We start from the raw sequence: 26,228 nt of genomic DNA on the forward strand, positions 1-26,228 counted from the left end.
AGTCCTTGGCGCACGGCCAGCGGGTGGCACAGCGCCATGCTAGAATTTTCGCCATTCAAAATCTTCCAGAAAGCCGTCTGGCACTGCGCGAGCACCTGGCCCACACAGCGTGCAAGCGGCCCTGAAAAGCCCGGCTACCGCTTGATTTCACCTCTTGCAACGCCACCTGCATGGCTTCATCAGGCAACCTTCCCTCCGGGTGCAAACGGCACTCAAACATCACTTCAAAATCATGGCCTTGCTCAACATCATTCATTACCCCGACAAACGGCTGCACAAGATCGCCAAGCCCGTCGAAGTGGTAGACGACCGTATCCGCACACTCGTCTCAAACATGGCTGAAACCATGTATGCCGCTCCCGGCGTGGGGCTCGCGGCAACCCAGGTGGACGTGCATGAGCGTGTGGTCGTGATCGACGTCTCTGAAACACACGACGAACTGCTCGCCTTCATCAACCCGGAAATCATCTGGTCAAGCGCTGAAAAGCAGCTATACGAAGAAGGCTGTCTTTCCGTGCCGGGCATCTACGACAACGTTGAGCGTGCCGAAAAAGTGCGCGTAAAAGCCCTCAATGAGCGCGGCGAAACCTTCGAACTTGATTGCGAAGGGCTGCTCGCCGTGTGCATTCAGCACGAGATGGACCATTTAATGGGCCGGGTATTTGTCGAATATCTGTCACCGCTCAAGCAAACCCGAATCCGCAGCCGGTTGAAAAAACTCGCGCACGCGATGTAACCCCTCTTTTTCTGCTTTCGCTACCCCTACATGAGCCATTCGCTACGCGTTGTCTTCGCTGGCACACCAGAATTTGCTGCCGCGGCGCTCAACGCGATTCGCGCAGCAGGCTTCACTGTGCCGCTCGTGCTCACCCAACCGGACCGCCCAGCCGGACGTGGCATGAAACACCAGGCCAGCCCGGTCAAACGCGATGCGCTAGCAGCGCATCTCGCCCTGGCCCAGCCACCATCCCTGCGCCGCGATGGCAAATTTCCCGCCGAAGCCGCCGCCGCCATCGACCAGTTACGCGCCACCCCCCACGATGTCATGGTGGTAGCCGCCTACGGTTTGCTGCTGCCGCAGGAAGTGCTTGAAATCGCGCCGCACGGCTGCGTCAATATTCATGCGTCGTTGCTGCCGCGCTGGCGCGGTGCTGCGCCTATTCACCGGGCCATCGAAGCCGGTGACAGCGAAACCGGCATCACGCTGATGCAAATGGACGCGGGCCTCGACACCGGAGCGATGATCGCGGAAGCCCGCACGCCCATTCACGATGACGACACAACCGCCTCACTGCACGACCGCCTGGCAGAAGCGGGCGCGCAATTAATCGTGCAAGCCCTACAAGAACTTGAACGCACAGGCACCCTGCCCGCCACACCCCAACCCGAAAGCGGCGTGACCTACGCGGCAAAAATCAGCAAGCACGAAGCGCTGCTGAACTGGCGACGCCCAGCCATCGAACTAGCCCGGCAGGTGCGTGCGTTCGATCCGTTTCCTGGCGGCATCGCCACGCTAGACGGTGCCACGCTGAAAATCTGGGCGGCCACCGCTCTCGCCACGCCTCATAACGCCACGCCTGGCAGCATCATCGAGATCTCGCCAGAAGGCGTTGTCGTGGCCTGCGGCACGGGCGCGCTACGTCTCACGCAACTTCAGAAACCAGGAGGCAAGCGGCTACCTGCTGCGGACTTTCTCACGGGCTCAACCCTGGCAGCAGGGCAGCATTTCTCGCTACAGGAATCACAGTAGCAGGCCGTTTTTCCTCGCACCATCGGCCAATTGGCCTAGTCGCCAGCCGCGTTAGCGCACGCTAGAATTTCCCGTGCGCCGCCCTGTATCCGAGGTTTTCATGTTCGATATCGTTCATTTCCCGTTTTTTCTGCTCGCGGTTTTTCTGCTGAATGTCACCCCCGGGCCAGATACCGCTTACATCGTTGGCCGTAGCGTGGCGCAGGGCCGTAGCGCTGGGCTGATGTCGGCGCTGGGCATTTCGGCGGGATGCTGCGTCCACGCGCTGGCTTGCGCTTTCGGGCTAACCGCATTGCTGGCGGCCTCGCCCACGGCCTTTACGGTCATCAAATTCGCGGGGGCGATTTATCTCGTCTATCTCGGCATCCGCCTGATCCTTACCCGGGCCCCGGCCGCGTCTGGCCCAGCCGGTGCTGCGCCATTGGCCAGCGGGTATAAATCACTGCGTCAACTGTTCCTGCAAGGGTTCTGGACCAATGTGCTCAATCCAAAGGTCGTGCTGTTTTTTATTTCGTTTTTCCCGCAGTTCGTCAGCACCACCAGCACACACAAAACCCTCGCGTTTTTAACGCTTGGCGTCGTGTTCGTCATCATGAGCATGGCGTGGAACAGCTTCGTGGCATGGATCGCAGGCAGCGTTACGCACCGCTTCTCCAGCAAACCTGGCGCAAAAAAATGGCTGGACCGGGGGGTGGGCGGAGCCTTCGTCGGCCTTGGCGTGAAACTCGCCACCACCGTGCAGTGATTGAATTTTCCGCACACACCCCTATCTAACAAATCACTTACAATCAGCTGCCTGCGCGAGCCCATACCCGCTTGCGCAGCGGAAATACCGTAGCAACCAGACAGAAACCCGCATGCGGGCAAGGAGCACTGAATATGTTTAACTGGATCAAAACCACCGTGCTAATGGCAGCTATCACGGGGTTATTCATCATCATCGGCGGTATGGTGGGCGGCTCGAAAGGCATGATGATCGCGCTCCTTATCGCCATCGGCATGAATTTCTTTTCATACTGGTTCTCCGACAAGATGGTCCTGCGCATGTACAACGCCCAGGAAGTCGATGAAGCCAGCGCGCCACAGTTCTACCGAATGGTGCGTGAGCTTGCTACCCGCGCCAATCTGCCCATGCCGCGCGTGTATCTCATCAACGAAGACGCACCCAACGCCTTTGCGACAGGCCGCAGCCCGGAACACGCGGCAGTCGCCGCCACAACCGGCATTCTGCGCGTGCTGTCAGAGCGTGAAATGCGCGGCGTGATGGCGCACGAACTGGCGCACGTCAAGCATCGTGACATTCTCATTTCAACTATTTCGGCCACGATGGCAGGTGCAATTTCGGCACTGGCGAACTTCGCCATGTTCTTCGGTAGCCGCGATGAAAATGGCCGGCAGTCCAACCCGATCGTGAGTATCGCGGTCGCGTTGCTGGCTCCGATCGCGGCCGGGCTGATCCAGATGGCCATTTCCCGTTCACGCGAATTCGAAGCGGACCGGGGTGGCGCGCAAATCTCGGGGGACCCTCAGGCGCTGGCGTCCGCGCTGGATAAAATTCATCGCTACGCAAGCGGCATTCCGTTCCCAACCGCCGAAGCGCATCCCGCCACGGCACAGATGATGATCATGAATCCGTTGAGCGGCCGGGGCATCGCCAACCTGTTCAGCACCCACCCGGCAACGGAAGAACGCATCGCCCGTCTGATGGAAATGGCGCGCACAGGGCGTTTCGAATAACCGGGCGCACGGCAAGGAAAACGTTTTCTTGCCCACTGCCAGGTCAAGCCACCAAGGGGCGAGCTTCAAGGCTCGCCCCTTGGTGTTTTTGAGGTTCAAAAACGCAAGACGCTGGGTTTCCATGGACTCCAAGCCAGTAGCCCGCACAGGCATGGCTAAGCACGCCTCAAAAAGAAAAACACCTCATGCATGCGTGAGCAGATTGCCGAAACCAAGCACCCAGTCCAAACCCAGTCTCACACAACCGACTCCCGCGCCACCGCCCTCCCCCACACAACATAAAAACATCCGCACGCCAGCCCGATTCCCACGCCAGTCAAACAACCAAACCAGGCCAAACCAGCCGCACCTATCCACCGGGCAACTCGCCAGACAATTCACCAAGCTACAATGCGCCGTTTGTGCCGCGCGTCCCGTTCGGCCAGCCCCCGCCTTCTTTCATGACCGCCAAGCCCTCTCAGCGACCGAATTCTCCGTCACCGCGCTTGCGCGAATCCCGTCTGTCAACGCTGCATCTCGCGCCTGAATCGCTCGGTTTTGCACTCGATTGCGCCGCTCAGGCAATCGGTGCCGTCCGGCTCGGTTCAGCGCTGCCCGCCGCGTTGCAATCCGTGTTCGTCTCAGCGCCAGAAGGTGCTGCAGCGGCATCGCGCGGTGCCACCCAGGATATCGCGTACCGCACCATGCGGCGTCTCGGGACCGCTGACTGGCTTATCGCCAGGCAAGTTCGCAAGGCCCCGCCGCCGCACGTCGCCAATGTGCTGGCCTGCGCGCTGGCCTTGCTGCTCGATGAGGCTCAAAACGCCGCCTACGCACCGTTCACCGTGGTCGATCAAGCGGTCAATGCGATTAGCGCGCGACGTGAATTCGCTTTTGCCAAAGGCCTGGTCAATGCAGTTCTGCGTCATTTTTTACGCGAGCGCACAACCCTCACTGAAGCGGCCCAAGCGGACCTGGTCGCATGCTGGAATTACCCTGTCTGGTGGATCAAGGCGCTCCAGCAGGCATGGCCCGCGAACTGGCAAAACTTGTTGACGGCGGGCAACCAGCAAGGCCCCCTGACGCTACGAGTCAATCCGCGTCACGCTACCGTCGAGGCTTACCTGCTGCGTCTGCAAGAAACCCAGATCGGTGCCACGCGTGCGGGCGAATATGCCGTGCGGCTGGATACGCCAATGCCGGTCGAGCGCATCCCGGGTTTCAACCAGGGCGTGGTCTCGGTGCAGGATGCGGGCGCTCAGCTAGCCGCGCAATGGCTCAAGGTGCAAGATGGGATGCGCGTGCTCGATGCCTGCGCCGCACCCGGCGGCAAAACCGGCCATCTGCTGGAGCTCGCTGATATCAACCTCATCGCACTAGAAAGCGACGCCTCCAGGGCCCGGCGCATCAATGAAAACTTGCAGCGGCTAGGGCTTAGCGCTGAAATCCGCATCGGCGATGCAGGCGCGCCGTCTCAATGGCGCAACGCCGATGAGCCGCTATTCGACCGGATTCTCGCTGACGTGCCGTGCTCAGCATCGGGCATCGTCCGGCGTCATCCAGATATCCGCTGGTTGCGGCGCATGTCTGATATTCCAGCGCTGGTCGCCGAACAGCGGCGCATCCTCGGCGCGCTTTGGCCACTCGTTAAACCGGGCGGGGAACTGCTTTACGTCACTTGCTCGGTGTTCCCCGAAGAAGGCGAACAACAAGCGCAGTGGTTTGAAGGCACCTGGAAGGATGCGGTACGATTGGACGCCCCCGGGCAGCTTCTTCCCGCTACGGCAGGCACACCCGGCACGCTTGCTCAGGCAGCAGCCTTCGATACGAGACAGGGCTCCAGCCCGCTCCCCGATCACGACGGATTTTTCTACGCACGTTTTCAGAAACGGTGACTATCAAACGCTTTTTCCCGCTTCGGCTTGCGGCTCTGCTGTGCATCACGCTAGCGCTTTGCTTCGGAGCAAGACTCGCCCACGCTGATGCCATCGGCGTGCAACGCGCTTCGCTGCAAGCGGATGGCAGCGGCTGGAGTCTTGATGCGCGCTTCGATTTCGAACTGAACAGCAGCCTCGAAGAGGTGGTCAACAAAGGCATTCCGCTTTACTTCACGACCGACTTCGAACTCCGCCGTCCGCGCTGGTACTGGTTCGACGAACAGCCGGTCAGCGTATCGCAAAGCATCCGCCTGTCGTTCCAGCCACTCACGCGCGAATATCGCGTCTCCAGCGGCGGCCTGCAACTGGGCTTCAGCACGCTGAAAGACGCGCTCGCCGTGATTCGCCACGTCACCTCATGGCATGTGATCGACCGCAATCAAGTTCACACCGACGAAACCTACACCGCATCGGTGCGCATGCAGCTCGACATCGCGCTGATGCCCAAGCCATTCCAGATAGATGCGGTCAACAACCGCGACTGGAACCTCGCTTCCGACTGGAAGCGCTTCACTTTCATCGCAACTGAACGTGCTAAATAAAGTGCGCCGCGCCACCAACGCCCGCAGCTTCGTCGTACGCCTGCTGGTCTCGACGGTTGCGGTCACGGCCGTGTTGCTGCTGGTGCTGCTGGCAGCCGCCAGCGCCAACACCGAATTCTTCGACCGCTATTATCAGTGGCTATACGCGGCCAATCTGGCCGTGGCCGTGATCTTCCTGCTGATCGTCACGGTGCTCGTCACGATCATCCTGTCACGCCTGCGCAAGGGGAAATTCGGCACCCGGCTGCTCGCTAAACTGGCCTTTTTCTTTGCGCTCGTGGGCGTGGTGCCCGGGGGCATTATTTACGTCGTGTCGTATCAGTTCGTGTCGCGCAGCATCGAATCCTGGTTCGATGTGAATGTCGAAACCGCGCTGACCTCCGGTCTGAATCTGGGCCGCGGCATGCTCGATGCCTCGCTCTCCGATCTGCAGACCAAAGGCCGCCTGATGGCGGAACAGCTCGCCAGCGCCAGCTCGGCGGGCACGACGCTCACGCTGCTGCGCCTGCGCGACCAGTTTGGCGTGCAGGACGCCACCATCGTCGAGCCCACTCGCAGCATGTCTGGCCCAACGCCCGAAATGCACGTCGTCGCACAGGTCTCGGGCAATTACGCGACACTCCTGCCCAGCGACTTGCCCACGCCTGTGATGATTAACCAGGCCCGTGGTGACGGCTTTGCCGCGATCGAAGGCGAACTGGGCGGCGACCCTCACGCGCACGGAGCCAAAGGCGCACTACGGCTGCGAGTCGTACAACGCATCCCGGACGCCAACTCCGCCCTGCTACAGCCCACCGAACGCTTTTTGCAACTCACCCAGCCCGTGTCGCCCACGCTCGCGCGCAACGCCGACGCCGTGCAGCACGCCTATCGGGAGTACCAGGAAAAGTCGCTGGGCCGCACCGGCCTGCGCAAGATGTATATCGGCACGCTGACACTAGCGCTGTTTCTCGCCACCTTTATCGCCATGATGCTGGCGATGGCGCTGGGCAACCAGTTGGCGCGGCCGCTCTTTCTGCTGGCGCAGGGCACCAAGGAAATTACCGAAGGCGACTACACCCCCAAGCGCGAAATCAAATCGCGTGACGAACTCGGCTTTCTCACGCAGTCCTTCAACGCCATGACACGGCAGTTATCCGAAGCACGCGCGAGCGTCGAAAACAACCGGATTGCGCTCGAACACTCCAAGACCTATCTGGAAAGCATTCTGGCGAACCTGACCGCCGGTGTCTTCGTGTTCGACCGGCAATTCCGCCTGACCACGGCCAATCGTGGCGCGGAGCGCATTTTCCGCCAACCGTTTCAGTCTCAGCTTGGTTCGGCGCTCGACCGCATCAGCGTGCTCAATGAATTTGGTGCCATGGTGCGCAAGGCTTTCGCCGACCGCGAAGCCGCCAGCGGCGACGGTCACGACGATATGGGCCATTGGCAGCAGCAGTTCTCGGTGCAAGTCAGCGGCGAGCCTGAACCGCTGACGCTACTGGTCCGCGGCGCGCGCCTGCTCTCGGCCACTGAGCGCGATGCGAAAGACGCCCAGACCTCCGGCTACGTGATTGTGTTCGACGATATCTCTGACGTGATCTCAGCCCAGCGCTCGATTGCATGGGGCGAAGTCGCGCGGCGCCTGGCCCACGAGATTAAAAATCCGCTGACGCCCATCCAGCTTTCGGCTGAACGCCTGCAGATGAAGCTCTCCGACAAACTCGCCCCTGCCGACGCCGATGTGCTCAAACGTGGCGCGACGACCATCGTCAATCAGGTCGCGGCGATGAAGCAGATGGTGGACAATTTCCGTGATTACGCCCGCACGCCGCCCGCCGTGCTGGCCAACCTTCAACTAAACGATCTGGTGAGCGAAGTATTGACGCTCTATGGCATCGAGGAAGGAAAAAGCCCGATTGTGGTAGAACTGGCCGAGTTACCCGTCATTTGCGGTGACGCTACGCAATTGCGCCAGGTCATTCACAACCTGCTGCAAAACGCGCAAGACGCAGTGGCCGAGGTCGAACACCCGCGCGTGCATCTCGAAACAAGGACAGTAGAATACGGCGACCCTGATGCTGCGGGCAAAGTCCGCGTAGCAGTCCGCCTGACTGTTTCCGACAATGGCCCCGGTTTTTCTGCACGAATTCTGACGCGCGCCTTTGAGCCTTATGTCACCACCAAGGCCAAAGGCACCGGGCTTGGGCTGGCGATGGTTAAAAAAATTGTCGATGAGCACGGGGCGCGCATCGACATTCGTAACCGGCTTAAAGCGGGCGATGTAATTGAAGGCGCGCAGATTTCTATTCTTTTTCTTCAACTGGCAAACGATCCGCCCCCTCCAGGCAGCGGACCGCAGTCGCAACACGACAGTGTCGCAACAGTAAAAGCGACCGTGAAAACAAGGGCAGCATAAATGGCAACCATCCTGGTGGTAGACGATGAAATGGGCATCCGGGAATTGCTCTCGGAGATTCTCAGCGACGAAGGACACGTCGTAGAAGCCGCAGAAAACGCACAGGAAGCGCGTAACTTCCGCGTACGCCAGGAACCGGATCTGGTGCTGCTGGACATCTGGATGCCCGATACCGATGGCGTCACGCTGCTCAAGGAGTGGGCGGCACAAGGGCTGCTGACGATGCCGGTCATCATGATGTCTGGTCACGCGACCATCGACACTGCCGTTGAAGCAACCCGTATTGGCGCGCTCAACTTCCTCGAAAAACCCATCGCGCTGCAAAAGCTGCTGAAGGCCGTCGAACTCGGCCTGAACCGCCAGGGTGCTCCTGCGCCGATACCTGAACCAGAAGCCCCGGCACCGGCACCGCCGCCGGTCAATCCCGCGCTGGTCCCATCCGCGGCGGTACTGCCGCAACTGGTCAGCACCGATGGCGCGCCAGGACGAATCAGCCCAGACCAGACCACCGCGATTCCATTCGATATCCCGCTACGCGATGCACGCGACGCATTTGAACGAGCCTATTTCGAATACCACCTCGCCCGTGAAAACGGCAGCATGACGCGCGTGGCGGAAAAAACCGGACTCGAACGCACCCACTTGTATCGCAAGCTCAAACAGCTCGGAGTCAATCTAGCGATCAGCAGGCCCGTTAAAAATGTTGATGCGGCCAAGAGCGAATAACCTGGCCGAATAGCCTGGTCCGAAACCTGGCCTGAAGCCCGCCGATAAATTTTCAAAGAGAGCTTGAGCGCCGCAAAGTGCTTTGATATACTCTCGCTTCTTCATTGGCCCGGTAGCTCAGTTGGTAGAGCAGCGGATTGAAAATCCGCGTGTCGTTGGTTCGATTCCGACCCAGGCCACCAAGATTCAGCCCCAGGAAATTCGCCAGAATCCTGGGGCTTTTCCTTTTTCGGGAAATACTTTCTTGCCGCGCCCGGTACCCCGCGCGGCAACGCGCTTCCGGAGCGCGTGATAAAATCCCGCGAACTCAAGGACTTGCTTGGCTCTTCAAGCAAGTCCTGTTTCATTTACAGCACTACAGCACTTGGGGCTCAGCTCACTGAACCGCCCTCACCGGGTATTTCATTTCCCTCAGCAGTGCGCATAACGCCTCATCCACGGAGTTTTTGGTGACTCGCAAAGACGCGAAAAATAGCGCTCTGGTGCTCTTTTCTGGCGGCCAGGATTCAGCAACCTGCCTTGCCTGGGCGCTTGACCGCTATGAAACCGTCGAAACGCTCGGTTTCGATTACGGCCAGCGGCACCGCGTCGAACTTGCTTGCCGTGACACGCTCCGCCACGCGATCCCCCGTGCATTCCCGGCCTGGGCCCCGCGCCTCGGTGCCGATCACATGATCGACCTGTCTGTGCTCGGTGCCATCAGCGACACCGCGATGACCCGCGCGATCCAGATCGAAGCAACCGCCAGTGGCTTGCCGAACACCTTCGTGCCTGGCCGTAACCTGATGTTCATGACCATCGCCGCCGCCGTGGCTTACCGCCGTGGCTTGCAGGTGCTGGTCGGCGGCATGTGCGAAACCGATTTCTCTGGTTACCCCGACTGCCGCGACGACACCATGAAAGCGCTGCAAGTCGCGCTGAACCTCGGCATGGATCGCCGCTTTGTACTAAGCACGCCACTGATGTGGCTCGACAAGGCGGACACCTGGCGGCTCGCCCACGAACTAGGCGGCGACGCGCTGGTTGAACTGATTCGCGTCGAAACGCACACCTGCTATACCGGCGAGCGCACAGAGTTGCACGCATGGGGCTACGGTTGTGGCGCATGCCCTGCCTGCCAGTTACGCCAGCGCGGCTACGACGCCTATCTGAGTGGCGGCCAGGTCACCGAGCCGGCTTAAAGCCCAGTGAACCCCGCCAAACCATCGCTCCAGACGCACACACTTTCACGAAGTATTGGGTAACCGCAGCATGACTTACGCCGTCAAAGAAGTTTTCTACACCTTGCAGGGCGAAGGCGCGAACGCCGGACGTCCGGCGGTGTTTTGCCGGTTCGCAGGCTGCAATTTATGGTCAGGGCGTGAGGAAGACCGCGAGCAAGCAGTCTGCCGCTTTTGCGATACCGACTTCGTCGGCACCGATGGTGAAAATGGCGGCAAATATCGCAGCCCGGATGAACTCGTCGCCCAAATCGCAGGACTTTGGCCCCCGGGTGAAGGTCAACGCTTTGTTGTGTGTACCGGCGGCGAGCCGATGCTGCAGCTCGATGCCGCTCTGATCGACGCCTTGCACGCCGCACAGTTTGAAATCGCTATCGAAACCAACGGCTCACTGCCCGTGCCCAATACCATCGATTGGATCTGCGTCAGCCCCAAGGCCGATGCGCCACTGGTGGTCACGCGTGGCAACGAGCTGAAGGTGGTAATTCCGCAAGATAACCAGCGCCTGGCCGATTACGCCCAGCTCGATTTTGAGTATTACCTCGTCCAGCCCATGGACGGCCCCTCACGCGACATCAACACCAAGCTCGCCATCGACTGGTGCAAACGCCACCCACAATGGCGGCTGTCGATGCAAACCCACAAGTATCTGAACATTCCCTGATTGATCGTGCTAACCATTACCCGAAAACTCGAGTTCGACGCAGGCCATCGCATTCCTGATCACCGTAGCCAGTGCTGCAACCTGCACGGCCATCGTTACGTGCTCGAAGTCACCCTGCAAGGTGATCTGGTCGAAACCGAAGGCGCGCCTGATCGCGGCATGGTGATGGATTTTGCTGACGTCAAAGCACTCGCCAACACGCATCTGGTAGACCTCTGGGATCACGCATTTCTAGTCTATGCAGGCGATACGCAAGTGCGCGGCTTTCTGGACTCGATGCCCGGTCACAAAACCGTGGTGCTCGACTGCATTCCGACGGTCGAAAATCTGGCGATAGTCGCGTTCGACATTCTGGCGAAGGTGTATGACGCGCACTATGGCGTCAATCTGCGCCTGCAGCATCTACGTCTGTACGAAACGCCCAATTGCTGGGCCGACATCGTGCGCGACCCACAGAGCTAAAACCCGCGTCGCACCCCCAGGCATTAGCTCTGCATCAAGCGCTTTTGCCGCGCGACATTCATGATGAGCCCCGCCGCCACGCCCAACGTGGTCAATGCGGTGCCGCCATAACTCATAAACGGTAACGGCACGCCAACCACTGGCAAAATCCCGCTCACCATGCCGATATTGACGAACGCATAGGTGAAGAACGCCATCGTGAGCGAACCCGCCAGCAAGCGTCCGAAAAGTGTCGCGCCGTTCGCCGCGATGTACAGCCCGCGCGCAATCAGCGCCATATACAGCACCAGCAGCACGACCCCGCCTACCAGCCCGAACTCCTCGGCGTACACCGCAAAAATAAAGTCGGTATGTTTCTCGGGAATAAATTCGAGGTGGGCCTGCGTCCCCTTCAGCCAGCCCTTGCCGATGGTGCCGCCCGAGCCAATGGCAATCACTGCCTGAATCGTATGAAAGCCTTTTCCAAGCGGATCCGAAGTCGGATCAAGCAGTGTGCAAACACGGTGCTTCTGGTAGTCATGCAACATCGGCCAGGTCACATCCGGCTGGCAGATCCGATCCTGAAACACCGCGACTGAACCCACCGCCAGCACCCCGGCGACCAGCACCGGTACGATCAGCCGGAAACTCAGCCCAGCGAAATAAATCACGAAAAAACCAGCGGCAAACACCAGCACCGACGTGCCCAAGTCAGGCTGCTTGGCGATCAAGCCAACCGGCAAGCCAAGAATCACAATGCCCATCAGATAGTCGTACCAGCGCATCACGCCTTCGCGGCGTTGGTAATACCACGCCAGCATCAGCGGCGTGGCGATCTTCATGATCTCGGAAGGCTGAATCACAACGCCGACATTGATCCAGCGTTTGGCCCCTTTGCGCGTCAGACCGAACAACGCCACCGCCACCAGCAACGCAATGCCAAAGGTATAAAGCGGGACCGCGAAACGCATCAGCGTGGTGGACGGCACATTGGCCAGCGCCCACATCAACACGAAGGTCAGCATGATGTTGCGCAACTGGTCTTCGACCCGGCCCGGCACGTCCAGGCTGGCGCTATACAGCGTGACGATGCCAGCCGACAGCAGCAAAAACACGATCAGCGCGAGCGGACCATCGAAGCCTGCGAACATTCGCTTAATGCGGACGAACCAGGCACGCTTGTCAAAGTGCATGGGTTTTCCTTATTCGGCAGCCGAGCCGTTGACTGCCACAGCAGAGGCCGGCGTGCCGGCCACGCGTGGTTTATGAAGGCCGGATTTACGCGGAACCAGGATTCTTGCTGGTGCCGCCGCTCCCCCGGCCGTGGCCGGTGCATCCTGTGACGGCAAGGAAGCAGAAACCGGAGCTGCCGATGTCGATGCAGCCGATGCCGCTGCCGTAGGAGCCCCCCCGCCCACGGCGCGACCCACGCCAGGCTGAGGCAACGGCAGCGCCTTGAAACCAGCCGCAACGGGGGTCGGCAGACCAGTGGCTTCGGGCACATTGCCCGTCACCGGCACCGATACCGCCTCGGTAGCGGACGCAGCGGCAGCCACGGCCGCGGCTTCCGCACCCGGCTTCAAGCGCTCAACCAGATAAAAATCCAGCACCCGGCGCGCGATAGGGCCCGCTGCCTGCGCGCCCCAGCCGCCGTTTTCGACAATCAGCGCGACGGCGATCGTGGGATGTTCGACTGGTGCAAAAGCGATAAACAACGCGTGGTCACGCAAGCGTTCGGCAATCGCATGGCTAAGATACTTGCCGCCCTGCAGCGAATACACCTGTGCCGTGCCGGTCTTTCCGGCGGAGGTATACGGCGCGTTGGCGAACACCTTGTAACCCGTGCCAGACGGATTCATGTTCACGTTTTCCATGCCGCGCTTCACCACATCAATATCGGCTTGCGTCACGTCGATCCGGCCGCTTTCTTTTGGCACGGTCAGATGGGTGCCGCGTGTCAGCGGGTTTTCCACCTCTTTCACCAGATGCGGCTTCATCAGCACGCCGTCATTGGCGAGCGTCGCGGTGGCGTGAGCCAGTTGCAGGATCGTGAAAGAGTTGTAGCCCTGGCCGATGCCAAGGCTAATCGTTTCGCCTTCGTACCAGCGCTGCTGTTCTGGCTTGCGGTAAGCCTTGCGCTTCCATTCGGTCGAAGGCAGGATGCCGCGCGCCTCACCCGCGATATCAATTCCGGTCAGTTGACCAAAACCCCATGGCTTCATAAAAGCCGCCATCGCGTTCACGCCAAGGTCGTGCGCCAGCATGTAGAAATACGTGTCGTTGGAGACCATGATCGCGCGGTTCATGTCAATCCAGCCCTGCCCCTGCGGCACGTCGTTGCGGAACGTATGACCGCCCAGCGTGTACGAGCCCGGGTCCTGGAAGCCCCAACCAGGCGTGCGCTTGTGCAGCCGCAATGCCGCCAGCGCCATGAACGGCTTGTAGGTCGAACCCGGGGGATATGTGCCATGCAATGGCCGGTTGAGCAGCGGATGATCCGGCGAGTTGTTCAGTTCATCCCATGTCTGCTGGTCGATGCCATCCACAAACGAATTCGGATCAAAACTCGGCGCGGAAACAAACGCGAGCACATCTCCCGTAGCCGGCTCAATGGCGACCAGCGCACCGCGCCGCCCAGCAAAAGCCTGCTCCGCTACCTGCTGCAAACCAATATCGAGCGACAGCACGAGGTTGTTGCCCGGCGTCGCCTGCGTCCGCGACAGCGTGCGAACTGGCCGCCCGCCCGCAGTCACTTCCACTTCTTCGAAACCAGTCTGCCCGTGCAGCTCAGTTTCGTAGCTCTGCTCAACGCCAACCTTGCCGATGTAATCGGTGCCTTTGTAATTGTTCGCATCGAGCCGGGGATCAAAATGCTCCGAATCGAGGTCGTTCTGATCGCTGGCATCGTCGATACGCTGCTGGTCACGCTGCGAGATCCGGCCGATGTAGCCAATCACGTGCGCCGCCGTGGTGCCCAGCGGGTACTGGCGGAATAGCCGCGCCCGCACTTCGACGCCAGGAAAACGAAACCGCTGCGCCGTGAAGCGAGCCACTTCTTCATCAGTCAGCCGGGTACGGATTGGCAGGCTCTCGAAGTTTTTCGAATCTTCCTGCAGCTTTTTGAAGCGACGCCGGTCTCGGGCGTCAATTGAGATCACCGTCGCTAGCTGGTCGATGGTGCTTTCCAGCGAATCGTTGAGTTTTGATGGGGTGATTTCGAGCGTATAAGCCGAATAATTTTTTGCCAGCACCACCCCGTTGCGATCGACGATGATGCCGCGATTGGGCACAATCGGCGCAACCGAAATGCGGTTTTCGTTGGCCTGTAACGCGTACTTGCTGTAGTGCCAGACCTGCAGATAAAAAAAGCGAAAGGCAATCAGCCCAAAGCAGATGAACACGAACACGCCCGCCGCCGCCACCCTCAGGCGAAACTTCGACAGTTGTTGCTGGGTGTCCTTGAACTCAGTCATGCGGGCAAATGAAAAACAGTGCGGGTTTCAGTTCCCAGCCAGGCGTCGCGCGATGGCGGCCAGACTGAGCGGCCCGGGGCAACGAAGACGCTTTCAATGGAATTTCCGGTGCTCAAAGGCTAGATGGGACGGGTGTCGTCCGGATCGGCCGGACGGCGCTGCGGCATCAGCAGCAACAAACTGGCGAGCGGCCATAACGCCGCCTCGACAAAGCCATCAATCAGATAACCCCAGCCAGGAAATGCCGCGCCCGTCAGCAGGCGAATCACAAATGGCACGATCTGGGCGATCACCAGCAATGGCATGACGGCGAAGATTTGCAGTGGCAACGGAATCCACAGCACCCGGCGGTGAATCATGATCGCGCCGTAAGACAGCAGCGTATAAGCCAGCGCGTGTTCGCCAAGCAAGCTGGCGTTATGCACATCCATCAACAGCCCAAGCAGGAACGCGAGCCCCATGCCGACCTTGCGCGGCTGATGCACGTTCCAGAACAGCAACACCAGCGCGACAAAATCCGGCACCCCCACGAGGCGGCCCCATGGCATCAGGTTCAGCAGGAATGCAGCCGCCAGACTGAAGGCAATGAAATAAGGATTAACTGGTTGCAGGATGTATTGCGGACGATTCATGGTGCCGCTCCCGGCGACGGTTGCGGATTGGTCGCGGGCGGCACCGATGGATGCCCTGATGGATGCCCTGAGCTGGCGCGGGTAGCCGCCGCAGCGGCGGTGCTGCCCGGAGCGGGTACCGCTTGCGGCGGTTTTTTAGTTGGGGTTAGGGCTGGAGCTGGAGCTAATGCCTTGTCAGCGGCAGGCGCTTTATCCGCTGGCTGCTTGCCAGCTAGCGCTTTTGCCGCCTTGCTGATCGGCTGGGCAGCGGCGAGCGCTGCTTTGTCTGGTGTTTTGACGTTGCGTTTGTTTTTTGCGTCTTTTTCGGCGGCCATGGCATCAGGTACTTCCGGACGCGGCGGCACGTCATTCTGGTAGTGCAGCACCAGCAACTGACGCGCGCCACGCACGGGTGCCACCGGCATGCAGACCACCCGGGCAAACGCGGTATCCGCTTGCTTATCGACCCGGATCACTTTGGCCACCGGCAGCCCCGGTGGATAAATTCCATCCAGACCACTCGTCACCAGCTCATCACCCGCCAGCACATCAGCGCTGATCGGCACAAAACGTAAATCAAGCGAATCGCCCTTCGGCGTGCCGTAAATCACGCTACGCAGCCCCGTGCGCACGATCTGCACAGGCACGGCCTGGTCTTTGTCAGTCAGCAACGTCACCTCAGCCTGAAGCGGAAAGACCCGCGTCACCTGACCGATCACACCATCCTCACTCACCACCGGCGAGCCTTCCCGGATGCCTTGCTGCGTGCCCCGGCCGATCACCACCTTTTGTGTGAATGGATCGCGCGTGTCGTACTGGATTTCTGCGGGAATCGCTTGCGTCGTGGTGCGCTGGGACAGTTGCAGCAAGCTGCGCAAATGGGTGTTTTCCGCGCCGACCTGGGTCGCCTCGTGCGCTTGCTGGGCCAATTGCAGATTTTGTGCGCGGAGTTTTTCGTTCTCATGACGCAGCGTGGCGCTGGTCACAGCCAGATCAGCCGCGCCCATGAACATGTCGCGCGGCACTAGCGCCGCGCGCTGCAACGGATAAAGACTCGCACCGAGAATGCCGCGAGCGATTTCAAGCGTCTTGAAACGCGCGTCAGATACCAGCAGAGCAAGCGCAAGCAGCACAAAAAAGATCAGCCGCGCCAGCGCGGACGGACCTTGTTTGAACAGAGGCGGCGGACTGTAATCCATGGTCTGCGCCGGGGGCGTGAGCGGTTGGGGGAATGCGGTGCGAAAACCGCATTCAGCGCGCGGCGGCTGTGGGAATCAGCCGGTAGGTCCGCGACGCTGGCATAAAGAAAGGTTCTCTTTACTCGTAAGAGAAGATGCTGCCGAGCTTGTCCATACGTTCGAGCGCCATTCCGGAGCCCCGCACCACGCATGTCAAAGGATCTTCGGCGACTAGCACCGGCAAACCGGTTTCTTCGGCAAGCAGGCGGTCGAGATCACGGAGCAACGCACCACCGCCTGTCAGCATCATGCCGCGCTCAGCGATGTCCGCGCCGAGCTCTGGCGGGGTTTGTTCAAGTGCGATTTTTACTGACGAAACGATCTGGTTTAGCGGATCGGTCAGTGCTTCGAGGATTTCGTTGCTGGAGATGGTGAAGCTGCGCGGAATGCCTTCCGACAGGTTACGGCCCTTGACTTCCATTTCTTTGACTTCAGAACCCGGGAAGGCGGAGCCGATTTCTTTCTTGATTGCTTCGGCGGTTTGTTCGCCGATCAGCATGCCGTAATTGCGGCGGATGTAATTGACGATGGCTTCGTCAAACTTGTCGCCGCCAACCCGGACCGAACCTTTGTACACAATGCCGCCGAGCGAAATCACGCCGACTTCGGTCGTGCCGCCGCCGATATCCACCACCATCGAACCCGTGGCTTCAGATACGGGCAGGCCCGCGCCGATGGCCGCAGCCATTGGCTCTTCGATCAGATACACCTGGGAAGCACCAGCACCGTGCGCAGCTTCCTTGATCGCGCGCCGCTCAACCTGGGTTGAGCCACACGGCACGCAGATAATGATGCGCGGTGACGGGGAAAACATGCGGGATTCGTGAGCGGTCTTGATGAACTGCTTGATCATCTGCTCAGTGACCGTGAAATCGGCGATCACGCCGTCTTTCATTGGCCTGATCGCCTCGATATTGCCGGGCACCTTGCCAAGCATCTGCTTGGCTTCCTTGCCGACTGCCTGAATGGTTTTCTTGCCATTCGGACCGCCTTCCTGGCGGATGGATACGACTGACGGTTCGTCAAGAACGATGCCCTTGCCACGCATGTAAATCAGCGTGTTGGCGGTGCCAAGGTCAATCGCCAGATCGTTGGAGAAGTAGCTGCGCAAAAAACCGAACATTCAAAATCCTGTCTCGCTTGGGGCCGGGCGACGCAATCAATGCGCCGGGAGGCAGCGGAAAAAGTAACGGCCTCAGCCGGGCTCAAATCAGACTCGTGCCAGGCACGAGCAGAAAATAACGCCACAGAAAACTTGAAGCCGCGAGGGAATCTACCGGGGGCCAGAACAACGCCTATGCTGTCGGGCCAGCACGCTGTGCCAGCTTCATACCAGCCAGACACTGTGCTGCATTCAGGCTGCCAGTACCGCATTGACCGCATTGAATATCGAATACAAATTGCAAATGCTTCGAGCTTCGAATACTGCCTGCGTAGCAGACTCTGAACGATTTGCAGCGAAATGGTTCAGAAAAGCCCTGATAAGCCGGTCCGGGTTTTGGGTCGAACGCGTAATGATACCTTATAATTTCGCCTCATTTAAAGGAAACGGGCGGCACTTTTCGCCTTCGCTGGCCCCTTTTCCAAGGGTCCGCACCCCTCACCCAACGCGCAGCCAATGGCCAGTTTTCCGCCAGCAGCCGCCAGACACTTTTCCGGTGACCGCATGTCTTTGACCCTAACCGATGTGGAACGCATCGCGCATCTCGCGCGGCTTGAGCTCCCGGATGCCGAAGCTGGCCCGATGCTCGACCAGCTCAATGCTTTCTTTGGCCTCGTCGAACAGATGCAGGCTGTCGACACCGCAGGCATCGCGCCGCTGGCCCATCCAATTGAACAAATCGAGGACGTCGCCTTGCGTTTGCGCGACGACGCCGTCACGGAAGCCGTCGACCGCGCCGCGCTTCAACAGCCCGCACCCGCTGTCGAAGATGGCCTGTACCTCGTGCCCCGGGTGATCGAGTAAGCCAGTCAGCGCCCGCACCGGGCGGCCCAACGCGGTGTTTTGCTACACGGGCGGCACCCGATATGCACCGCCACGCCGCCAGCACCAACAGCCTTGACAGCGCCAGCCTTCGCGCCCATTACCCCTTTTCACGGCAGCGCCTTGACGCTGCCGCGCTCTTCAGGAACCACGCACCATGCACGAAAAAAACCTGACCGAGCTGCGTGCCGCTCTCGCGGCCAAGGAATGTTCCGCCGTCGAACTCGCGCAGCATTACCTCCAGCGGATCAACGCGGCCACTCATCTGAATGCGTTTATTCAGGTTGACGCCAGCCTCACGCTCGCCCAGGCCAAAGCCGCCGACGCGCAACTGGCCGATGGCAGCGCTGGCCCGCTGACCGGCATCCCGATCGCCCACAAAGACGTCTTCGTCACGCGCGGCTGGCACGCCACGGCGGGCTCGAAAATGCTCGCAGGCTACACCAGCCCGTTCGATGCCACCGTGGTTGAGCGGCTGCAGCGCGCGGGCATGGTGTGCGTCGGCAAGACCAACATGGACGAATTTGCAATGGGCTCGTCCAACGAAAATTCGTTTTTCGGCCCAGTGCGTAACCCGTGGGATCAGGCCGCCGTGCCTGGCGGGTCATCGGGCGGGTCGGCCGCTGCTGTGGCCGCGCGCCTGGCACCCGCCGCCACCGGCACGGATACTGGCGGCTCGATTCGCCAGCCCGCGTCGTTTTCCGGCATTACCGGCATCAAGCCCACCTATGGACGCGTCTCGCGTTACGGCATGATCGCGTTCGCCTCGTCGCTCGACCAGGGCGGCCCCATGGCGCAAAGCGCCGCCGATTGCGCGCTACTGCTCAATGCCATGGCCGGATTCGATGAGCGCGATTCAACCAGCCTCACCCGCGCCGACGAAAATTACGCGCGCTATCTCGGCCAAGCCTGGTCCACGCCTTCTTCCGCCAACACCAGCCAGTCAAGCGATGCCAGCAAGCCGCTGGCAGGCCTGCGCATCGGCCTGCCGCGAGAATATTTCGGCGCGGGCCTCAGCGACGAAGTGCGCAGCGCCATCAATGCCGCGCTCAAGCAATACGAAGCGCTCGGCGCGACGCTCGTCGACGTCTCGTTGCCCAAAACCGAGCTGTCGATTCCGGTCTATTACGTGATCGCCCCCGCCGAAGCCTCGTCCAATCTCTCGCGCTTCGACGGCGTGCGCTATGGCCATCGCGCCGCGCAGTACACCGATCTCACCGACATGTATCAGAAGTCGCGCGCCGAAGGCTTCGGCGCTGAGGTCAAACGCCGCATTCTGGTAGGGGCCTATGTGCTGTCGCACGGCTACTACGACGCGTATTACCTTCAGGCGCAAAAAATTCGCCGCATCATCGCCCAGGATTTTCAGCAGGCCTTCGCCCAGTGCGACGTCATCATGGGCCCGGTCGCGCCATCCGTCGCGTGGGATCTGGGCGCTAAAGGCGATGACCCGGTGCAGATGTATCTGGCCGATATCTACACACTGTCAGTCAGCCTGGCTGGCCTGCCCGGCATGAGCGTGCCATGCGGCTTCGGTAGCGGCGCGAATGCCCAGCGGCCAGTTGGCTTGCAAATCATTGGCAACTATTTCAGCGAAGCACGGATGCTTCAGGTGGCGGATGCGTTCCAGCGCAGCACGGATTGGCATCGTCAAATGCCATCGGCCACGGCATCGCAGGAGAAAAAATAATGCAATGGGAAGTCGTCATTGGTCTTGAAACCCACGCGCAACTCTCGACGGTTTCGAAGATTTTCTCGGGCGCGGCGACACAGTTCGGCGCGCAACCCAACACCCAGGCCTGCCCGGTGGATCTGGCCTTGCCCGGCACCCTGCCAGTGATGAATCGCGGCGCGGTAGAGCGGGCAATCCGCTTTGGCCTCGCCACGGGGGCGACGGTCGCACCGCGCAGCATTTTCGCGCGCAAGAATTACTTTTATCCCGATCTGCCGAAGGGCTATCAAATCAGCCAGTTTGAAATTCCGGTAGTGCAAGGCGGCCAGGTGACGATTCAAGTGCCCGCCAACGACAAAACCGGTAGCGCTGCCTACGAAAAAACCATCAACCTGACTCGCGCCCACCTTGAAGAAGATGCGGGTAAATCGCTGCACGAAGATTTCGCGGGCATGACCGGCATCGACCTGAACCGCGCGGGCACGCCACTGCTGGAAATCGTCACCGAGCCCGAAATGCGCAGCGCGGCCGAAGCCGTGGCTTACGCCAAAGCGCTGCACGTCCTGGTGGTGTGGCTGGGCATCTGCGACGGCAACATGCAGGAAGGCTCGTTTCGCTGTGATGCCAATGTTTCAGTGCGCCCCGTCGGGCAAGCCGAATTCGGCACACGTGCGGAAATCAAAAACCTCAATTCATTCAGGTTTCTTGAAGAAGCCATCCAGTACGAAGTGCGACGTCAAATCGAACTGATCGAAGACGGCGGCACCGTGGTGCAGGAAACGCGTCTGTATGACCCGGACAAACGTGAAACCCGCTCGATGCGCAGCAAGGAAGACGCGCACGATTACCGCTATTTCCCCGACCCTGACCTGATGCCGCTGATGATCGACGCGGCATGGATCGCGCGAGTGCAAGACGCCATGCCCGAATTGCCTGCCGCGATCCAGGCGCGCTTCGTCACGCAATATGGCCTCACGCCCTACGATGCGGGCGTGCTGACTTCCAGCAAAGCGCTGGCGGCGTATTACGAAGCGGTGGTGCTCAAAGCCGGCGCGGCGCAAGCCAAGGCTGCGGCGAACTGGGTCGCAGGCGAAGTGTCATCGCAACTGCACCGCGATGCGCTGGATATCGCCCACAGCCCAGTCAGCGCAGTACAACTGGCGCTGCTGCTGCAACGCGTGGCGGACGGCACTATCTCGCACAAGATCGCCAAGGATATTTTCCTCACGATCTGGGAAGAGAAAGCCACTGACGACACCGCCGCCGACCGCATCATCGAAGCCCAGGGCCTGAAGCAGATTTCAGACACCGGGGCGCTGGAAGCGATCATCGACGAGGTGCTCGCGGCCAATCAAAAATCGGTCGAAGAATTCCGCGCGGGCAAGGAAAAAGCCTTTAACGCGCTGATCGGCCAAGCCATGAAAGCCACCAAAGGCCGGGCCAATCCGCAGCAAGTCAACGATCTGCTCAAGAAGAAGCTGGCCTGATTTTTTGATTCTTTGGCGGGGTGCGGGGTGCGATGCATCAGGCGGCAAATGGCCTCACAGCGGCAGCAGCGCACCACGCGCAGCTGCCGCGCCTCGGCGCAATACGGTGCCTGCACCGGCCACAGCGCCCACGCAACTACCATGCATCAACACGCCTCAGCGGCGAATAAGCGCCCCGCCTCTGCAATGCGCTCACAGACATCCAACCGTGATACGGCTCACCGGTCTGCCCGCTGAACCCGACACTCTCCTCTGCAATAAGGCAAAGACATGCTGCGCGTCATCACCGCCAATCTGAACGGCATCCGCTCTGCGGCTAAAAAAGGCTTCTTCGAATGGTTTGGCGCGCAAAACGCCGACATCGTATGCGTCCAGGAAATCAAATGCGCGCAAGACGACATGACCCCTGAGTTTCTGGCTCCGCATGGCTTCACGGGCTACTTTCAGCACGCAGTCAAAAAGGGCTATAGCGGTGCGGGGGTCTATACCCGTCACGAACCGGATGAAGTCATCATCGGCTTCGGCAGCGCAGAGTTCGACGCCGAAGGACGTTACGTCGAAGTGCGCTTCGGCAAGCTGTCGGTGGTGTCGGTGTACGTGCCGTCGGGTTCAAGCGGGGACCTGCGGCAGCAGGCGAAATACCGCTTCATGGCGGAATTCATGCCGCATCTCGCGGAACTCAGCCGCGAGCGCGAAGTGGTGTTGTGCGGCGACGTCAACATCGTGCACAAGGAAATCGACATCAAGAACTGGAAAAGCAATCAGAAGAACTCTGGCTGCCTGCCCGAAGAACGAGCATGGCTGACAACACTGTTTGATGAAGTCGGCTATGTGGATGTGTTCCGCACCCTGGACCAGCGGCCCGAGCAATACACCTGGTGGAGCAACCGGGGCCAGGCATATGCAAAAAATGTGGGCTGGCGCATCGACTATCAGATCGCTACTCAGGGCATCGCCAGCACAGCCAAAGCCACTGAGGTGTTCCGCGAGATCAAGTTCAGCGACCATGCGCCGCTGACCGTGGATTACGACTTTGCCATCACCCGCTAGCGCGGCGCGGGCGGCGAATGGCGGGTAGCGCACTCCGCACCGCGACGCGCCGCGCCGCCCGTTGTACTGATGTGACTCGAAAACCTGGCTACTAACTGCGCCCCGAGGCCAGCGTGGTTTTCCAGGGGGCAATCCAGAACAGCAGCACCATGCCGGGAAGCGCCAGCGCGGTACAGGCGATGAAGTAATCGAACCAGCCAATCTGCGCCACCACATAACCGCTCGCCGCTGACGCCAGGGTGCGGGGCACCGAAGCCAGGCTGGTGAACAACGCGAATTGTGTCGCGGTATAACGCGGATCGGTGGTGCTGGCGATATACGCCACGAACGCGGCCATGGTCAGCCCGGTGGTGAAAGTTTCGAAGCCATACACCAGCGCCAGTGCCAGCGAGCGTGGATCAAACTGCACCGTCCAGTGAACCCCCACCAGCGCCAGCAAACGCGTCAACGCTTCGCTCGACATCACCGCGACGTCGTAGAGCGCAGCCAGCCCTGGCGAGGCGGGCCCCAGATGCGCCAGCCACGCGAAACCCAGCGTCGACACCATCTGCAGCGCACCGAAAATCCACAGCCCACGGCCAATGCCGATACGCATCATCCAGATGCCACCGATAATCCCGCCCGCGAGGCTCGCGCCAAACGCCGTGGTTTTCGCAATCACGCCAATCTGCGTGCGCGAAAAGCCGATATCCAGAAAGAACGACGTAGAAAGCGTCGTCGCCATGGTGTCGCCTAACTTGTACAAAAAGATAAAACCCAGCACAAACAACGCACCGCGCCAGCCATCACGCTGAATGAATTCTTTAAACGGCAGCACGATTGCTTCACGCAGGTTTTTTGGCGGCACGCCATGCACCTCTGGCTCACGCACCACCAGCGTCAACACCATGCCGGGCAGCATGAACAACGCGGTCACAACAAACACCGTGGACCACGGCAGATGGTCCGACAAGATCAGCGCGAGCGACCCCGGCACGAGCGCGGCGACTTTGTACGCATTAACGTGAACGGCGTTGCCCAGCCCCTGCTGGGTATCGGTCAGCAACTCGCGCCGGTAGGCGTCGATCACCACGTCCTGGCTCGCGCCAAAAAACGCCACTAGCGCGGTCAGCGCCGCCACGGTCCAGATCGAGTCTCGCGGCGAGACAAACCCCAGCGAGGCAATCGCACCCGCCACCAGAATTTGCGTCGCCAGCATCCAGCCACGCCGCCGCCCTGGCCGCCAGCCAGGAAAACGCGGCACGTAGCGATCCATCAGCGGTGCCCAGAGAAACTTCCAGGTGTACGGAAACTGGATCAGCGCGAAGAGGCCAATCTCTTTCAGATTGACGCCTTCGGAGCGCAGCCATGCCTGCACCAGATACACCAGCGTGAACAACGGCAACCCCGAGGTGAAGCCGAGGAACACGCAGATCAGCATGTTTTTATTCAGGAATGCGCGCCAACCGGTGTGGGCTTCATGCGCGCTTAAGGCGGGGCTTTCGTGCAAAGGAGATGTCATACGGGCAGATCGGGTTAGCGCTGGCTGGGTGCTCAGTTGGATGAGCGGCTAGATGAGCTTTTCCTGACGCGATAAACGGCGAGGCTACCACGCCAGTTCTCACCCCAGCGCACTGCCTGACCATCGTGTAGCGCCACCCGGTCGAGAATTTCGATGCCCACTTCTGGCGCTAACGCTTCGAAATCACGGATGGTCAGCACCCGCACGTTTGGCGTGTTGTGCCACTGGTAGGGCAGCGACTGCGACACCGGCATGCGGCCTCGCAGCACCGACAAACGGTGCGCCCAATAGCCGAAGTTCGGAAACGACACGATGCATTCTTTGCCCACCCGCACCGTCTCGCGCAAGATCGCAGCGGTTTGGTGGATGGTTTGCAGCGTCTGCGACAGGATGGCGAAATCGAAGCTGGCGTCTTCGAACAGCCGCAAGCCATCTTCAAGATTTTGCTGAATCACATTCACGCCGTTGTGCGTCGAAGCCAGCACGCCAGCATCGTTGATCTCGATGCCATAGCCCGTCACATCCAGCTCTTCAGTGAGCAGCGAGAGCAGCGAGCCATCGCCACAACCTAAATCCAGCACCGTCGCGCGCGGCTCCACCCAGCGGGCAATGGCGCGAAAGTCAGGGCGGCTGGCCAGAAAATCGAGTGCGTGCTGGTTCATACGTTGACCTCTCGCGCAATGCGTTCGTAATAGGCGCGCATCAGGTTGTGATAGCGCGGATCGTCGAGCAAAAAGGCGTCGTGCCCGTGCGGTGCGTCGATTTCGGCATACGTCACCTGACGCTTGTGATGCAGCAGCGACTTCGCCAGCTCGCGTGAGCGGGTGGGCGCAAAACGCCAGTCGGTCGAGAAGCTGGCCACCAGATACTTCGCCGTGGTATGCGCCAGCGCCGCCGTCAGATCACCGGCAAAGGCCTTCGCCGGATCGAAGTAATCAAGCGCGCGGGTAATCAGCAAATAGGTATTGGCGTCGAAGTAATCAGCAAATTTATCGCCCTGGTAGCGCAGATACGATTCCACTTCGAATTCGACATCGAAATTGAAGTTGTAATCGTCCACCGCACCTTCGGCGCGCCGCAACGCACGGCCGAATTTTTCGGCCATATCGTCATCGGACAGATACGTGATGTGGCCAATCATCCGCGCCACGCGCAGCCCGCGTTTGGGCTTGACGCCATGGGCGTAGTAATCGCCACCATGAAAATCTGGATCGGACAGAATCGCCGAGCGCGCCACTTCGTTAAACGCGATGTTTTGCGCGGATAGTTTGGGCGTCGATGCCACCACGATGCAATGCGCCACGCGCGCTGGATACATCAGGCTCCACGCTAGCGCCTGCATGCCGCCGAGGCTGCCGCCCATTACTGCTGCAAAGCATTCGATACCGAACGCATCCGCGACGCGCGCCTGGGCATTGACCCAATCTTCCACCGTCACCACCGGAAAGCTCGCGCCATACGGCCGGCCAGTAGCAGGATTCGCGCTCATCGGGCCCGTTGAACCGAAACACGACCCAAGGTTATTCACGCCAATGACGAAGAAGCGGTTGGTATCAAGTGGCTTACCCGGGCCCACCATGTTGTCCCACCAGCCCACCTCTTTGGGCTCGCTGGCATACACCCCGGCCACGTGATGCGACGCATTGAGCGCGTGACACACCAGCACCGCATTGCTGCGCGCGGCATTCAACGTGCCATAGGTTTCGACCATCAGGTCATAGCCCGCGAGCGCGCTGCCGTTTTGCAGCGGCAGCGGCTCGGGGAAATGCATTTTCTGGGGGGTGACGATACCGACTGATTCCATTCATTCCGCCTTCA

The 26,228-nt window shown here is 60.2% G+C and carries 23 protein-coding genes and 1 tRNA gene; 16 read left to right on the forward strand and 8 right to left on the reverse strand.

Going from position 1 to position 26,228, the window contains the following annotated elements; translation table 11 throughout:
- Positions 1–232: 232 nt before the first annotated feature.
- From def to queD, 12 genes are all read left to right on the forward strand, one after another.
- Positions 233–736, forward strand: a complete 504-nt coding sequence (def, locus tag GH656_RS00090; protein WP_153076492.1) for a peptide deformylase — start codon at positions 233–235, stop codon at positions 734–736.
- Between the two features lie 30 nt (positions 737–766).
- Positions 767–1,750, forward strand: coding sequence for a methionyl-tRNA formyltransferase (gene fmt / locus GH656_RS00095; protein WP_153074023.1), 984 nt, complete (start codon positions 767–769; stop codon positions 1,748–1,750).
- Positions 1,751–1,850: 100 nt separating this feature from the next.
- Entirely contained in the window at positions 1,851–2,495 is a 645-nt protein-coding gene (locus tag GH656_RS00100) for a LysE family translocator (protein WP_153074024.1), read from the forward strand.
- A 134-nt stretch (positions 2,496–2,629) separates the two neighbouring features.
- Positions 2,630–3,487 carry a zinc metalloprotease HtpX gene (htpX, locus tag GH656_RS00105; protein ID WP_153074025.1) on the forward strand — a complete coding sequence of 286 codons (858 nt, stop codon included), beginning with the start codon at positions 2,630–2,632 and terminating at the stop codon, positions 3,485–3,487.
- A 440-nt stretch (positions 3,488–3,927) separates the two neighbouring features.
- On the forward strand, positions 3,928–5,361 hold the full coding sequence (rsmB, locus tag GH656_RS00110; RefSeq protein WP_153074026.1) for a 16S rRNA (cytosine(967)-C(5))-methyltransferase RsmB: 1,434 nt from the start codon (positions 3,928–3,930) through the stop codon (positions 5,359–5,361).
- Positions 5,358–5,945, forward strand: coding sequence for a DUF4390 domain-containing protein (locus GH656_RS00115; RefSeq protein WP_153074027.1), 588 nt, complete (start codon positions 5,358–5,360; stop codon positions 5,943–5,945). Before rsmB ends, GH656_RS00115 begins: the two co-directional genes overlap by 4 nt.
- Entirely contained in the window at positions 5,935–8,343 is a 2,409-nt protein-coding gene (locus GH656_RS00120) for a sensor histidine kinase (protein ID WP_153074028.1), read from the forward strand. The genes GH656_RS00115 and GH656_RS00120 overlap by 11 nt, the downstream gene beginning before the upstream one ends.
- Positions 8,344–9,069, forward strand: a complete 726-nt coding sequence (gene esaR, locus GH656_RS00125; protein WP_153074029.1) for a response regulator transcription factor EsaR — start codon at positions 8,344–8,346, stop codon at positions 9,067–9,069. It abuts the gene before it with no gap.
- Positions 9,070–9,175: 106 nt separating this feature from the next.
- Positions 9,176–9,251, forward strand: a tRNA-Phe gene (locus GH656_RS00130).
- Positions 9,252–9,518: 267 nt separating this feature from the next.
- Complete coding sequence (queC, locus tag GH656_RS00135; protein ID WP_153074030.1) at positions 9,519–10,250, forward strand: 7-cyano-7-deazaguanine synthase QueC; 732 nt, start codon at positions 9,519–9,521, stop codon at positions 10,248–10,250.
- 70 nt (positions 10,251–10,320) lie between these two features.
- Positions 10,321–10,953: a 7-carboxy-7-deazaguanine synthase gene (queE, locus tag GH656_RS00140; RefSeq protein ID WP_153074031.1), complete on the forward strand. Its 633-nt coding sequence runs from the start codon at positions 10,321–10,323 to the stop codon at positions 10,951–10,953.
- Between the two features lie 6 nt (positions 10,954–10,959).
- Entirely contained in the window at positions 10,960–11,415 is a 456-nt protein-coding gene (gene queD / locus GH656_RS00145) for a 6-carboxytetrahydropterin synthase QueD (RefSeq protein WP_153074032.1), read from the forward strand.
- A 23-nt stretch (positions 11,416–11,438) separates the two neighbouring features.
- Here queD and rodA read toward each other — a convergent pair whose 3' ends face one another.
- The 5 genes from rodA to GH656_RS00170 form a co-directional block, all read right to left on the reverse strand.
- A complete protein-coding gene (rodA, locus tag GH656_RS00150) occupies positions 11,439–12,587 on the reverse strand; it encodes a rod shape-determining protein RodA (protein ID WP_153074033.1) in 1,149 nt (382 codons plus the stop codon).
- Between the two features lie 9 nt (positions 12,588–12,596).
- On the reverse strand, positions 12,597–14,867 hold the full coding sequence (mrdA, locus tag GH656_RS00155) for a penicillin-binding protein 2 (protein WP_153074034.1): 2,271 nt from the start codon (positions 14,865–14,867) through the stop codon (positions 12,597–12,599).
- Between the two features lie 119 nt (positions 14,868–14,986).
- Complete coding sequence (gene mreD / locus GH656_RS00160; RefSeq protein WP_153074035.1) at positions 14,987–15,499, reverse strand: rod shape-determining protein MreD; 513 nt, start codon at positions 15,497–15,499, stop codon at positions 14,987–14,989.
- Entirely contained in the window at positions 15,496–16,677 is a 1,182-nt protein-coding gene (gene mreC, locus GH656_RS00165) for a rod shape-determining protein MreC (RefSeq protein ID WP_153074036.1), read from the reverse strand. Before mreC ends, mreD begins: the two co-directional genes overlap by 4 nt.
- 118 nt (positions 16,678–16,795) lie before the next feature.
- Positions 16,796–17,839, reverse strand: coding sequence for a rod shape-determining protein (locus tag GH656_RS00170; protein ID WP_004189550.1), 1,044 nt, complete (start codon positions 17,837–17,839; stop codon positions 16,796–16,798).
- Between the two features lie 543 nt (positions 17,840–18,382).
- Between GH656_RS00170 and gatC the strand changes: the two genes are divergently transcribed.
- The 4 genes from gatC (at position 18,383) to GH656_RS00190 (ending at position 22,909) form a co-directional block, all read left to right on the forward strand.
- Positions 18,383–18,682: an Asp-tRNA(Asn)/Glu-tRNA(Gln) amidotransferase subunit GatC gene (gatC, locus tag GH656_RS00175; RefSeq protein ID WP_153074037.1), complete on the forward strand. Its 300-nt coding sequence runs from the start codon at positions 18,383–18,385 to the stop codon at positions 18,680–18,682.
- 175 nt (positions 18,683–18,857) lie between these two features.
- Complete coding sequence (gatA, locus tag GH656_RS00180) at positions 18,858–20,390, forward strand: Asp-tRNA(Asn)/Glu-tRNA(Gln) amidotransferase subunit GatA (protein ID WP_153074038.1); 1,533 nt, start codon at positions 18,858–18,860, stop codon at positions 20,388–20,390.
- Positions 20,390–21,859, forward strand: coding sequence for an Asp-tRNA(Asn)/Glu-tRNA(Gln) amidotransferase subunit GatB (gatB, locus tag GH656_RS00185; protein WP_153074039.1), 1,470 nt, complete (start codon positions 20,390–20,392; stop codon positions 21,857–21,859). The genes gatA and gatB overlap by 1 nt, the downstream gene beginning before the upstream one ends.
- A 270-nt stretch (positions 21,860–22,129) precedes the next feature.
- The gene (locus tag GH656_RS00190) at positions 22,130–22,909 is read left to right on the forward strand and encodes an exodeoxyribonuclease III (protein ID WP_153074040.1); all 780 of its coding nucleotides are present in this window, start codon (positions 22,130–22,132) and stop codon (positions 22,907–22,909) included.
- A 91-nt stretch (positions 22,910–23,000) separates the two neighbouring features.
- Here the strand turns inward: GH656_RS00190 and GH656_RS00195 are convergent, their stop codons facing one another.
- From GH656_RS00195 to metX, 3 genes are read right to left on the reverse strand one after another with little or no spacing between them, the layout of a single operon-like run.
- Complete coding sequence (locus GH656_RS00195; RefSeq protein ID WP_153074041.1) at positions 23,001–24,410, reverse strand: AmpG family muropeptide MFS transporter; 1,410 nt, start codon at positions 24,408–24,410, stop codon at positions 23,001–23,003.
- 32 nt (positions 24,411–24,442) lie between these two features.
- Positions 24,443–25,072, reverse strand: coding sequence for a methionine biosynthesis protein MetW (gene metW, locus GH656_RS00200; protein ID WP_153074042.1), 630 nt, complete (start codon positions 25,070–25,072; stop codon positions 24,443–24,445).
- The gene (gene metX / locus GH656_RS00205) at positions 25,069–26,214 is read right to left on the reverse strand and encodes a homoserine O-succinyltransferase MetX (protein WP_153074043.1); all 1,146 of its coding nucleotides are present in this window, start codon (positions 26,212–26,214) and stop codon (positions 25,069–25,071) included. The genes metW and metX overlap by 4 nt, the downstream gene beginning before the upstream one ends.
- Positions 26,215–26,228 lie beyond the last annotated feature (14 nt).

The organism is Paraburkholderia bonniea (assembly GCF_009455625.1).
In the GTDB taxonomy this organism is placed as follows: Bacteria; Pseudomonadota; Gammaproteobacteria; order Burkholderiales; family Burkholderiaceae; genus Paraburkholderia; species Paraburkholderia bonniea.